This window comes from Flavobacterium sp. GNP002 (genome assembly GCF_054343795.1).
In genome coordinates, this window is the sequence record NZ_JBTGUW010000001.1 from 1882475 (window position 1) to 1896365 (window position 13891).

At 33.8% G+C, this 13891-nt stretch carries 11 protein-coding genes; 10 read left to right on the forward strand and 1 reads right to left on the reverse strand.

Going from position 1 to position 13891, the window contains the following annotated elements; genetic code table 11:
- Positions 1–22: 22 nt before the first annotated feature.
- Positions 23–1531, reverse strand: a complete 1509-nt coding sequence (locus tag ACXX80_RS08280) for a sodium:solute symporter (RefSeq protein ID WP_458552766.1) — start codon at positions 1529–1531, stop codon at positions 23–25.
- Positions 1532–1631: 100 nt separating this feature from the next.
- Here ACXX80_RS08280 and recR point away from each other — a divergent pair, with 100 nt between their 5' ends.
- From recR to gmd, 10 genes are all read left to right on the forward strand, one after another.
- Positions 1632–2252, forward strand: coding sequence for a recombination mediator RecR (gene recR / locus ACXX80_RS08285; protein ID WP_458554088.1), 621 nt, complete (start codon positions 1632–1634; stop codon positions 2250–2252).
- Between the two features lie 71 nt (positions 2253–2323).
- Positions 2324–3115: a polysaccharide biosynthesis/export family protein gene (locus tag ACXX80_RS08290; RefSeq protein ID WP_458552767.1), complete on the forward strand. Its 792-nt coding sequence runs from the start codon at positions 2324–2326 to the stop codon at positions 3113–3115.
- Positions 3116–3130: 15 nt separating this feature from the next.
- Positions 3131–5596: a polysaccharide biosynthesis tyrosine autokinase gene (locus ACXX80_RS08295; protein WP_458552768.1), complete on the forward strand. Its 2466-nt coding sequence runs from the start codon at positions 3131–3133 to the stop codon at positions 5594–5596.
- Positions 5597–5630: 34 nt separating this feature from the next.
- Positions 5631–6614: an SDR family oxidoreductase gene (locus ACXX80_RS08300; RefSeq protein WP_458552769.1), complete on the forward strand. Its 984-nt coding sequence runs from the start codon at positions 5631–5633 to the stop codon at positions 6612–6614.
- Positions 6615–6674: 60 nt separating this feature from the next.
- A complete protein-coding gene (locus tag ACXX80_RS08305; protein ID WP_458552770.1) occupies positions 6675–8066 on the forward strand; it encodes a UDP-glucose 6-dehydrogenase in 1392 nt (463 codons plus the stop codon).
- A gap of 153 nt (positions 8067–8219) precedes the next feature.
- On the forward strand, positions 8220–8684 hold the full coding sequence (locus ACXX80_RS08310; protein ID WP_458552771.1) for a UpxY family transcription antiterminator: 465 nt from the start codon (positions 8220–8222) through the stop codon (positions 8682–8684).
- A 571-nt stretch (positions 8685–9255) separates the two neighbouring features.
- Positions 9256–10539 carry a nucleotide sugar dehydrogenase gene (locus ACXX80_RS08315; protein WP_458552772.1) on the forward strand — a complete coding sequence of 428 codons (1284 nt, stop codon included), beginning with the start codon at positions 9256–9258 and terminating at the stop codon, positions 10537–10539.
- Positions 10540–10593: 54 nt separating this feature from the next.
- On the forward strand, positions 10594–11601 hold the full coding sequence (locus ACXX80_RS08320) for a mannose-1-phosphate guanylyltransferase (RefSeq protein ID WP_458552773.1): 1008 nt from the start codon (positions 10594–10596) through the stop codon (positions 11599–11601).
- Positions 11602–11607: 6 nt separating this feature from the next.
- Complete coding sequence (locus ACXX80_RS08325; protein ID WP_458552774.1) at positions 11608–12558, forward strand: GDP-L-fucose synthase family protein; 951 nt, start codon at positions 11608–11610, stop codon at positions 12556–12558.
- 176 nt (positions 12559–12734) lie between these two features.
- Positions 12735–13820: a GDP-mannose 4,6-dehydratase gene (gmd, locus tag ACXX80_RS08330; protein ID WP_458552775.1), complete on the forward strand. Its 1086-nt coding sequence runs from the start codon at positions 12735–12737 to the stop codon at positions 13818–13820.
- Positions 13821–13891 lie beyond the last annotated feature (71 nt).

The window sequence follows — 13891 nt, forward strand, 5'->3', positions numbered from 1 at the left end:
GTCGCTGCTATCTGGGCTAAAACTAAAACCGCGTTTCGGAGGTGGCATTCTTGCTAATCAACAACAACCCTAGAAAAGTGATTAGCCCGTTTACGATAATTAATTCGTTATCGAAAATATATCCAAAAAACAAAGTCTTTGAATTTTCACTGATAAAGTACGTTACAGCAGGAGATAATAGGCAAATGATAGGGACAAATTTGTCTTTCACCGTTTTTGATTTTACAAACAATCCAAAGCAATACAATCCCAAAAGCGGTCCATACGTATAGGAAGCCACCCTGAAAATCATTCCCACTACAGAACTGTCATTAATAGCATTAAAAAATATTATCACCAAAAACATTAAAAACGAAAAGGTAATATGTACAAAATGTCTGGTTCGTACTACGTTTGGCTTGTTTAGATTTTCGGTTTTATCCATTCCTAAAAAATCCACACAAAACGAAGTCGTTAACGCTGTTAGTGCGGAATCCGTTGTTGCAAATGTGGCTGCCGTTAATCCCAACAAGAAAATAACCGAAGGAATTAATGTCAAATGATTAAAGGCAATTTCTGGGAAAAGTAAATCGGTTCTTGGTTTTCCGGTGACTAAATCCGTCGGTACTTCAATCCCGTTTTTAGTAGCATAGATGTAAAGTAAAGCACCCACACTGAGGAAAAAGATATTGATAGCTACAAATATTCCGGTGAACGTAAACATGTTTTTTTGTGCTTCGCCAATGTTCTTACAACTCAGGTTTTTCTGCATTAAATCCTGATCCAGGCCTACCATGGCGATAGTTACAAAGATTCCTCCCAGAATTTGCTTTGCAAAATGAAACTTACTCGACACAAAATCCTCAAAGAAAAATACTTTAGAATAATTACTGTTTTTCACTTCTTCAAAAGCTTCAAAAGCATTCAAATTTAAACTTCTGCAGATGAAAAAAATTGTCAAGAAAACCGAAGCTACTAGGAAAAAGGTTTGTAAAGTATCAGTAATAATAATGGTTTTCAATCCGCCACGATACGTATAAGCAAATATCAACGCCAGCGAAATTAAAACCGTAACGGCAAATGGGATTCCGTAATAGTCAAAAACAAAACGTTGTAAAACAATAACAACAAGATACAACCTAAAGGCTGATCCAATGGTTCTGCTAATCAGGAAAATGGTTGCGGCGGTTTTATAGGAGTAAATCCCTAATCGTTGTTCGATGTAACCGTAAATGGAAGTCAAATTCATTCGATAATACAGCGGCAGCAAAACTTTGGCGATTATTATAAAACCTATAGCATTTCCCAGAACAAACTGAAAGTATTTGAATTGCTCCCCGTTTGGAGAACCTACTTCTCCCGGAACAGAGATGAATGTCACACCGGAAAGTGCTGTACCAATCATTCCAAAAGCAACTAAATACCATTTGGAGTTTTTATTGGCTTTGAAAAAAGCATCGTTTCCGCTATCTTTTCTACTAACAAAATACGAAATCAAAAAAAGAATTCCAAAGTAGATTACTATTAGCGATAGAATGGCAAATGGAGTCATATTGTCTAAATATTGTATTTGGCCAAATTACATAAATAATCTTCAAATTTTCAAATTATCTATCCCGAACGATTGGGACAAATTAACTACTTTTGCAGTTATGGAATTTTCTTCGAAACTTATAGAAAAAGCAGTTAACGAAATGTCTCAATTGCCGGGAATTGGTAAACGAACGGCACTTCGATTGGTGCTACATTTGCTAAAACAGCCAAAAGAACAAACCGGTTTTTTATCTCAGGCCTTGCTTGCTATGCGTGAAGATATTAAGTATTGCAGCAGCTGTCATAATATTTCGGATAGCATGATGTGCGAAATTTGCGCCAATAAAAGCAGGAATCACCAGATTATTTGTATTGTCGAGGATATTCGCGATGTTATGGCAATTGAAAACACAGGTCAATTTAGAGGGATTTATCATGTTCTTGGAGGTAAAATTTCGCCTATTGATGGTGTTGGTCCCAGTCAATTGAACATTACTACATTAGTCGAGAAAGTAAAATCGGGAAGTGTAAACGAAATAATTTTTGCTTTAAGCTCCACAATGGAGGGTGATACCACTAATTTTTACATCTACAAACAAATCGCTGATTGTGAAATAATAATATCAACTATTGCCAGAGGAATTTCGGTAGGAGATGAGCTGGAATATGCTGACGAAGTTACCTTGGGAAGAAGTATTTTGCAAAGAGTACCTTTTGAAAAGTCGTTTAAAAATAATTAATCCATTTAATGAATAGTGATGCTTTTTAAATAGTAAATGAAAAGCTATATTTGTCGTTAAAAATATTGAAAATGAGCAAATCCGTATTCTGTTTATTACTAACCATAAGTGTTTTATTCACTTCTTGCATTTCTACCCAAGATTTAATTTATCTTCAAAAGAAAGATAATTCACAAGACAATATTGTTATTACAGCTATAGAATCAAAACCGTATAGATTACAAACTAATGACGTTTTGAGTATCACGATAAAAGCTATTGACCCTAAATTAGTGGCTATTTTTAGTCCTTCAAATGATGGAGGTGCTGGAGGTAAATCTGAGTCAGGATTGTATTTTGACGGTTTTACAGTGGATGACCATGGAAATATAAGGATTCCAGTTTTAGGAGAGTTAAATGTTATCGGTTACACGCTAGACGAAATCAGAGTTAGAGTTGAAAAGCAATTATTGGCAGAGTATTTTAATAAGGAAGCAAATATTTTTGTAACCGTTAAATTAGCAGGCTTGCGTTATACTATAAATGGAGAAATTGGGGGGGCAGGCACAAAAATAATGTTTCAAGAGCAGGTAAATATTATGGAAGCTATTGCTAACTCTGGAGATATTACTATTACTGGAGATAGAAAAGCTGTAACAGTTATGCGAAAAACGCCAACTGGTGTAGAAATGCACGATTTAGACCTCACGGATATAAATGTAATGCAATCACCTTATTTTTATTTACAGCCTAATGATTATATTTATATAAAACCACTCAAGCAAAAAACTTGGGGAACTGGAAAAACTGGTATAGAATCTTTAGGTACAATTATTACACTGTTGTCTTTAGCTACAACCACTTTTTTGCTATTAAAAAATTAAAACAGCACTCAAAAAATGTTAGATATAAAAGATTTTTCGATTTTTGAAAACCAAGTAAGCTTTGACTTTAAGGGGTTTTTAATAAAAATTGGAAGTTATTGGAAGTGGTTTTTGATAAGTTTATTAATTACTCTCACGATTGCTTATCAGGTGAATATTCGTAAAGAAAAAATTTACGGTATGGAAACACTTATTTCCGTAAAAGAAGAAAGTAATCCCCTTTTTACTTCAAATACCAGTTTAGTCTTTAATTGGGGAGGTACTTCGGATCAAGTTCAGACCATATCAACAACTTTGCAATCCAGATCTCATAATGAGCTTGTTGTAGATAAATTGCAATATTATATTAGTTACTTGGTTCAAGGGGAATATAATTTAGTAGACGCTTATGGATCAGTTCCTTTTTATATCAATATTGACAAGTCAAAAGGACAATTAACAGGGACTTTAATAGGGATTAAATTTATTAGTGAAGATACATATGAAATTAGAATTCCTTTTACAAGTCAAAATGTATCTTTAATTTCCTATTCTGACAATTCATACAGTAATACAGCTGTAGCAACAGGAGATTTTGTAAAAAGATATAAGGTTGGCGAAAAAGTTTCTTTGCCTTTTTTGAATTGGAAGTTACAAATAAATGAAAATCCTGGCTTCTATAAAGGAAACGAATATTTTGTACAGTTTAATGATTTTAACGGAACAGTATCAGGGTATAAAGGTATAAGCGTTAGGTCAGACGATAAAGGAGGTTCAATAATTACCTTAGGTATGCAGGGAACTAATAAAGCAAGAATGGTTGAGTATTTAAATGCGACTGTTAAAATGCTTATCAAGAGACAATTGGATAGTAAGAACCAGTTTGCGACAAATACTATAGCTTTTATAGATAGTACATTAGTCACGATGGAATCCCAGCTTAAGGAAACAGGAAATGAGTTAAAATCCTTTAGAAAAGGTAAAAACATTTATGATATTGAAGAAGGTGGAGGTAAATTTTCAGAAAAGATTTTGGAATTTGACGTCAAAAAAGACGAGATTAATCGTAAAATGGCTTATTATAATTCATTAAAAGCATACTTAAAAAACAGTGTAAACTACGCAAAACTTCCTGCACCTTCAGTTGCAGGAATAGAAGATCCAAATATTGTAGTAAATATTTCAAAGTTAATAGCATTATCTACCCAAAGATCTGAAATGGCTTATGCTGTAAAAAGTGATAAGATATTCAAGGATTTTGACAATCAAATGGAGGCTATCAAAAATGTTTTGTTAGAGAATATAGCTACTGCCAAAGCATCTCTTCAATATGATTTAGCTATGGTGAGTAGTAAAATAAATGAGGCTGAAAGTACTATAAAAGGACTTCCGGATGATCAGCAAGAGCTTATTAAAATTAAAAGAAAATATGATTTAAGCGATAATATTTACAGCACCTTTCTTCAAAAAAGAAGCGAAGCAGATATTGTTAAGGCGGCGAATTTATCAGATGTTCATTTTATAGATCCTGCTAAGGATGTTGGCGGAGGACTTATAGGACCAAAAACATCAGTTAATTATGTGTTGGCTTTATTTTTGGGAATACTTTTACCGTTGATTTTTGTATTTGCTGTTTTCTTTATCAATAATTCGATTCAGAATGCTGAGGATATCAGTAAGATGACAAAAATCCCTTTAATAGGTGTTGTTGGAGTCAATAAAGAGAATACTAATTTAGCTGTTTATGATAAGCCAAAATCAGCCTTATCAGAATCCTTTAGAGCCATTCGTTCTTCTCTTCAGTTCCTATATAAGCAACAAAATTTAGATGGAGCAAAGACCTTAATGATCACATCTTCTGTGAGTGGTGAGGGAAAAACATTTTGTTCTATAAATATCGCTACGGTATTTGCACTGAGCGAGAAAAAAACAGTGGTTATTGGTTTGGATTTAAGAAAACCAAAACTGGCAACTGAATTTAATTTGTCGAATGATGTTGGTGTAGTAAATTATCTGATAAAACAAAAAACGATTGACGAAATCATCAATCACACGCACATACCTTTTTTAGACGTTATTTTGGCAGGGCCAATTCCGCCTAATCCGTCTGAAATGATTATGAGTCAAGGAATGGGTGAGTTAATAGGAGAGTTAAAGAAAAAATACGATTATATAATATTGGATACGCCTCCAGTAGGATTGGTATCAGATGCTTTAGAATTAGCTCAATATTGTGATGTTACTTTATATATAGTAAGACAGAACTTTACTAAAAAAGATATGATTACGCTGTTAAACAACAGGGTGAAACGTGGAGAGTTGAATAATGCCAGTATTGTTTTAAATGGTTTGGAGAATAAAGCAAAATATGGTACTGGTTACGGATATGGGTATGGGTATGGATACGGGTATGGTTATGGTACCTATGCAAATGGATATTATGAAGAGGGTAAGGCTAAAAGTATTTATCAAAGAATAGCACAGAAAATTTTGAAAAAATAAACTAAGTAATTGATTGTTTTAAAATTATGAATAAATGAAAATACAAACAAAAAGTTCCGTTTTAATAACGGGAGGGGCAGGATTTATAGGTTCTAATCTTTGTGAATATTTTTTATCTAAAGATTATAAGGTTGTTTGTTTTGATAATTTTGCAACTGGATATAGACATAATTTAAAAGACTTTATAAATCATCCGGATTTTCATTTGATAGAAGGCGATATCCGTAATGTAGCTGAATGTCAAAATGCAGTTCAAGGAATAGATTATGTTTTACATCAGGCAGCTTTGGGTTCTGTACCCAGATCTATAAATGATCCAGTTACAACTAATGATGTAAATGTCTCCGGTTTTTTAAACATGTTAGTCGCGTCAAGGGATGCAAAAGTTAAACGATTTATTTACGCAGCAAGTTCATCTACCTATGGTGACTCAGAGGCTTTGCCTAAAGTTGAAGCGGTAATTGGAAAGCCACTTTCTCCATATGCAATTACTAAATATGTAAATGAGCTGTATGCTGAAATATTTAGCAGAACCTATGGTTTAGAGACTATAGGGTTGCGTTATTTTAATGTTTTTGGTCGAAAACAAGATCCTAACGGAGCATATGCAGCTGTCATTCCTAAATTTGTAATGCAATTGATGCAATTGGAAAGTCCAAAAATAAATGGGGATGGCAATTATTCCCGTGACTTCACTTATATCGATAATGTAATTCAAATGAATGAGTTGGCTATACTGACAAAAAATCCAGAGGCGATAAATACGATATACAATACTGCCTATGGAGATAGGAATACGTTGAATAATTTAGTAGATTGTTTAAAGAACTTTTTAGCGGAATATGATCCAAAAATTGCGGCAGTTGCCATAGAATATGCTCCTAATAGAGCGGGCGATATTCCACATTCTTTGGCAAGTATTGAGAAAGCTAAATCGTTGTTGGGATATAATCCAAAATATTCGATGCAAGAAGGATTAAAAGAAGCTGTTGCATGGTATTGGAATAATCTTAAATAATTTTTTAAGAAAAAGAATGCAGCAAATTAAAATATATTTGCGAAATTAAAATTTGAATAAATGAAAATTACAAAAATTTGTTGCATAGGAGCTGGATATGTAGGTGGTCCAACGATGGCAGTTATAGCTCAAAAATGCCCGCAAGTACAAGTTACAGTAGTAGACTTAAATGAAGAACGAATTACTGCATGGAATGATGAAGATGTAAATAATATACCTATTTATGAGCCAGGTTTAAGCGAAATTGTTGCTGAAGCCAGAGGAAGAAACTTGTTTTTTTCTACTAATGTGGAAAAAGCTATAGACGAAGCTCAAATTATTTTCATATCAGTAAATACACCTACTAAAACCTACGGAAAAGGAAAAGGTATGGCAGCTGATTTGAAATACATTGAATTGTGTGCAAGACAAATTGCCAAAGTTGCCAAAGACAACAAAATTGTTGTAGAAAAATCGACACTTCCAGTTAGAACTGCTGAAGCTATTAAAAGTATTTTAGACAATACAGGGAATGGAGTACAGTTTCAAATTTTATCAAATCCGGAGTTTTTGGCAGAAGGAACTGCTGTTCAAGATTTATTGAATCCTGATAGGATATTAATAGGAGGCGATTCTTCTGTAGAAGGACAGAAAGCGATTCAGGCTCTTGTTGATGTATATTCAAATTGGGTAGCGGCTGAGAAAATATTGACTACTAATGTTTGGTCCTCTGAGCTATCTAAATTGACAGCTAATGCTTTTTTAGCACAAAGAATTTCTTCTATAAATGCCATGTCAGAGCTTTGTGAAAAAACGGGTGCTGATGTAAATGAAGTTGCAAAAGCAATTGGAATGGATAGCAGAATAGGTTCGAAATTTCTTAAAGCTTCTGTTGGGTTTGGAGGTTCTTGTTTTCAAAAAGACATATTGAATTTGGTTTACATCTCAAAATCATATGGATTACATGAAGTAGCTGATTATTGGGAGCAAGTAATTATAATGAATGATCACCAGAAAAGACGTTTTTCAAATAACATTGTTCAAACACTTTACAATACAGTTTCTGATAAAAAAATAACCTTTCTAGGTTGGGCTTTCAAAAAAGATACGAACGATACTAGAGAGTCGGCTGCTATTTATGTTGCTGATGATTTGATAAATGAACATGCAAAAATTGCTGTTTACGATCCTAAGGTGTCTAATAAAAAAATTATTGACGATTTAAATTATTTAGAAACCAGAAGTGCTGAATTAAATAGTAATAGTGTCAAGTCTTTTGATAATCCTTATCAGGCATGTCAAAATGCTCATGCTATAGCTGTACTTACGGAATGGGATGAATTTGTTAAGTATGATTGGCAAAAGATATACGATTCAATGCAAAAACCTGCTTTTATTTTTGATGGGAGAAACTTGTTGAATGCTTCAGAATTAGGAGCTATTGGTTTTGTATATCAATCTATAGGTTCGTAAAAAAATAGATTATAATTAGGCTAGTTAGAAATTATAAAAATAAGAAAGAGACAAGATAGTAATGTTGTCAAATGAATAGTAGACTTATTGTCTCATGTAGAAGTTTATTCCGATTAATCACACTAAAACTAGTAATGTAATACAAAATATAAGATGAATTGGTATGTAGTTTATACAAAGCCCAAATGGGAGAAAAAAGTTGCAGAACAATTAAAAAATAAAGGAATAGAGTGCTATTGTCCTTTGATTACACAAGTTAGACAATGGTCAGACAGAAAGAAAAAAGTAGAAGTGCCTCTATTTAATTCCTATGTTTTTGTTCAATTACCAGATTCTGAACGGAATGCTGTGTTCCAGTCAGTAGGAGTGGTGCGTTATTTATTTTGGTTAGGAAAACCGGCTGTTGTCCGCGACGAAGAGATCAGTGTTATAAAAAAATGGCTAAATCCCTCTGAGGGTAACGAGGTTTCAGTACTTTCTTTTCAAATAGGAGATGCTGTACAATTGGATTCCGGACCATTTTCTAATCAAAAAGCAATTGTTCAAGAGGTTACTAATACACATTATGTGTTGGTTTTGGAATCGTTAGGGTGTGTCTTAAAAATGAAGTATAAATAATAGCTGTTATCACAATTTTGAGTAAGTGATATTCGATTCGCTATTTAATGTGTCTATGAATTTTAAAAATGTGAAAGCCTAGCTCAATTGAGCTAGGCTTTCACATTTTTAAAATTGACATGGATTTGGAATTAGAAGTGATTTTAAATAAAAATTAAAATAGGTTTATATCTGTTTGTTTCGAATAGCAAAAAAAATAGAATTGCTGCATTTTACATTTAGATAATTGATATACTTTTAATTCCATAATTCTCATTATGAGTTTAAGCTCTATAAATGTTAATTTGAAATCTCTTTTTTATGATTTTTTATCACCAATTTTCGTGTTTTTTTTTTTGATAGTTTAATTAGTTTTAGGGCTGTTGCCTCTTGAATTACAGGTGTTTATGTGTATTTTTGGTTTTTGCGGAAGCATCGTTGTGTTTTGGAGGGTAAATAGTAGATAAAAAACCGGCATATTGTACCTATATTTGCCCTCTTAAAATATTCTGATTTCAGCTCATTTCTGTGAGTATGAAGTGCGAAGCAGTATAATAAAGTTAACGATGGTTACTTATAATTTTTGAAAAAAATGAATTCTAATACAAAAATAGCTGTAATTGGTTTGGGTTACGTAGGGTTGCCATTGGCAAGATTGTTTGCAACCAAACATGCTGTTGTTGGATTTGACATCAATCAATCTAGGGTTAGTTCATTAAAATCGGGGACTGATACTACATTTGAAATAGATGATGTCACGCTGCAAAAAGTGCTGCTGGATGAATCAAGTAATGCTATCGGCTTATATTGCACTACTGATGTTAACGATATTGTAGATTGTAATTGCTATATTGTAACAGTACCCACTCCGGTTGATAAAAATAATCGCCCAGATTTGACTCCATTATACAGATCCAGTGAAACTGTAGGGTCAGTCTTAAAAAAAGGGGATATTGTTATTTATGAATCTACCGTTTATCCTGGGGTAACCGAGGAAGAATGTGTTCCTGTTTTAGAGCGGGTTTCTGGATTGAAATTTAATGTAGATTTTTTTGCGGGTTATTCTCCCGAAAGAATTAATCCAGGAGACAAGGAACATACGGTTGATAAAATTTTAAAAATCACTGCGGGTTCAACTTTCGAGATTGGCCAAAAAGTAAATGAATTATACAAGTCAGTTATTACTGCAGGGACTTACTTGGCACCATCTATAAAGGTTGCAGAAGCTGCGAAAGTAATAGAAAATTCTCAACGGGATATCAATATAGCTTTTGTAAACGAATTAGCTAAAATATTCAATTTGATGAATATCGATACGCAAGCCGTTTTAGAGGCCGCAAGTACCAAATGGAATTTTCTGCCTTTTAAACCGGGTTTAGTTGGAGGCCATTGTATAGGGGTTGATCCTTATTATTTGGCTCAAAGAGCCCAAGAGTTTGGATATCATCCTGAAATTATATTAGCCGGAAGGCGATTGAATGACAGTATGGGCGAATATGTAGCCTCTCAAGTAGTAAAGCTGATGATTAAAAAAGGAATTTCGGTTAATGGAGCGACAGTTTTGATGCTTGGAATTACTTTTAAAGAGAACTGTCCAGATGTTCGTAATACAAAAATTGTAGATGTAATAGATGCTTTAACGGATTACGGAATTACTGTAACCACTTATGATCCTCTTGCAAATCCATTAGAAGTAAAAAAAGAATACAACTTGGTTACAACAAATATAATACCAAAGCAGCAATTTGATGCCGTAATCTTGGGAGTTGCACACCATCAATTTCTGGATTTAGACTTGTCCACATTACAAAATACTACTAGTTTGTTGTATGATGTAAAAGGGGTTTTGGGTGATGCAGTTGATGGGCGGTTATAGAATATGATTAAGAAAAATAATAGCAATAATAAAGCAAAGATTTAAACGTTCAACATGGAAAATAAGCCTTCAATTACACATGTCATTCTTACTGGCGGAGTAGGTAGCAGATTATGGCCTTTATCCCGTAAAAGTCAACCTAAACAATATTTAGATTTGTTTGATGGTAAGTCATTATTTGAAATGACTGTGGAGCGTAATCGTAATGTTGCGAATAAAATTATGGTTGTGGGCAACATTGATAATTGCCACCTGAGCAGGAAAGTGATGGAGAAATCAAATACTCCTTATTTAGACATTGTTGAATCCACTCCTAGAAATACGGCTGCTGCAATAGCTTTTGCTGCTTTTGCATCGCAACCGGAGGATATATTAATAGTTACTCCTTCCGATCATATTATTGATGAAATGGAAAATTATGAAGCAGCAATTAATGAAGCAGTGGAAAAAGCTTCCAAAGGCTATATTGTAACTTTTGGAATTGTACCCACTAAGCCGGAAATAGGATATGGTTATATTGAACGAAAAGGAGATGACGTGATTTCTTTTCGAGAAAAACCAAACCAAGTAACTGCAAAGGATTTCATAGCCAAAGGAAATTTTCTATGGAACAGTGGTATGTTTTGTTTTAAAGCTGGTGTGTTTCTGGAAGAACTACAATCCTTTCAACCAGATGTATACGAGAAATCTAAAATTGCTTGGGATAACAATAGTAAAGGTACATTAGATTTACAATTGTCTCTCGAAATTCCTTCCATCAGTATTGATTATGCGGTTATGGAAAGAAGTAAAAAAATAAAAGTAGTGTCTTCCTCCTTTACTTGGTCTGATTTGGGTTCTTTTGAATCGGTTTACGACTATCTGGTTTCGACGGGTCATTCTGTTGATAAAAATGGAAATATGGTGATTGGTACGAACAATTATACTGCTTTTGTTGGTTTAAAAAACACCATTTTTGTTTATACGGAAACAGCTAATTTAATTTTGCATAAAGACAGTTCACAAGATGTTAAGAATATTTACAATCAGTTGGAAAGAGAAAATCCAGACTTGTTGAATTAAAATAATATGAAGAAAGATACTAAAATTTATATTGCGGGACATAATGGTATGGTAGGCAGTGCTATTTGGCGAACATTGTCTGCAAATGGGTACACTAATTTATTGGGAGTTTCCAGTCGCGAATTGGATTTGAGAAATCAACAAGCTGTTACCAATTTCATAGCAACTGAAAATCCGGAAGTTATTATTGATGCTGCTGCAAAAGTTGGTGGAATATTGGCAAACAATAATTATCCGTATCAATTTATTATGGAGAACATGCAAATCCAGAATAACCTAATCGATTCTGCACAGCAATCCGGTGTGGAGAAGTTTATATTTCTCGGCAGTTCTTGCATTTATCCTAAGCTAGCGCCTCAACCTTTAAAAGAGGAATACCTGCTAACGGATACTTTAGAACCTACTAACGAATGGTATGCTATTGCAAAAATTACCGGGGTAAAAGCCTGTGAAGCCATTAGAAAACAATTTGGAAAGGATTATGTAAGTCTTATGCCCACTAATCTATATGGTACGCATGATAATTTCGATTTAAATACATCACATGTTTTACCGGCCATGATGCGAAAATTTCATGAAGCTAAGGAAAACAATCATGCACCTGTTACTTTATGGGGAAGTGGAACTCCTATGAGAGAATTTCTATTTGTAGACGATATGGCTCAAGCCGTTGTTTTTGCTTTAGAAAATAGATTGCCAGACTATTTATACAATGTGGGTACAGGAGAAGATTTGACTATAAAACAATTGGCAGAAACGATTCAAAAAATTACGGGGCATCAAGGCAAAATTATTTGGGATGCCACAAAACCAGATGGTACGCCAAGAAAATTAATGGATATTACCAAAATGCATAATCTAGGATGGAAGCATCAAATTAATCTTGAAGAAGGAATCCAAAAAACCTATGATTGGTTCTTGGAGAATATTGATAAGTTTAAGGAAGTGAAGATGTAGAAAAGGTTATTGGTTAGGAAAAGTTTAATTGTTTAAGCATATAAACAACTAAACAATTAACCAGTTCACTAATTAAACCTTTCAAATAAATTTCTCTTAAAAAAATATTATAATTAGTTAATCGAGAGGCAAAACAGTTAAGCAAATAATCGATTAACCGTTTAAGCTAAAAAAATATGAGCACTACACAAAAAACAGCGTTAGTAACAGGAATTACAGGTCAAGACGGCTCTTACCTGGCAGAATTATTATTAGAAAAAGGATACATGGTTCATGGTGTTAAACGCCGCGCTTCTTCTTTTAATACGCAACGTATCGACCATATCTATCAAGACCAGCATGAAGCACATGTTAATTTTAAATTGCATTATGGAGATTTGACTGACTCCACTAATATCATACGAATCATTCAGGAAGTACAGCCAGATGAAATCTATAATTTAGGAGCGATGTCACATGTAAAAGTTTCTTTTGATTCGCCTGAATATGTTGCCAATGTAGATGGATTAGGAACTTTGAGGATTCTTGAGGCTGTTAGAATTTTAGGTTTATGTAAAAAAACCAGAGTGTATCAGGCTTCTACTTCTGAATTGTATGGAGGATTAGCAGAGAATAAAAATGCAGCAGGATTTTATGACGAAAACTCGCCGTTTTACCCGCGTTCACCTTATGGAGCGGCTAAGATTTATGGCTTTTGGATTACTAAAAACTACCGTGAGGCTTATGACATGTTTGCTTGTAACGGAATCCTTTTTAATCATGAATCTCCTCGACGAGGTGAAACTTTTGTCACCCGTAAAATTACGATGGCAGTAGCTGCTATTGCTAAAGGAAAGCAAGATTGTTTATACTTAGGTAACTTGAATTCTCAAAGAGACTGGGGACATGCTAAGGATTATGTAGAGGCCATGTGGAGAATTTTACAACAAGATATCCCTGAAGATTATGTAATTGCAACAGGTGTTACCACTTATATCAGAGATTTCGTGATCATGGCTTTTGCTGAGGTTGGAATAGAATTGACCTTTGAAGGGGAGCAAGAAAGTGAAATTGCTACAGTAGCTGCTTGCAACAATCCTTTATATCAGTTGGAAATAGGAACCGTTGTTGTGCGTGTAGATCCTGAGTATTACCGCCCAACAGAAGTAGATTTATTAATTGGAGATCCTACTAAATCTAAAACACAATTAGGTTGGAAACCACAATATGATTTAGCTGCATTAGTTAAAGAGATGGTGGCGAGTGATTTGAAGTTGTATTAGTTTAAAAACCATATTTCAAAGACGGGTTGATACAATACGATAAAATATTTCGAATAGGGAAAAGTTTAATA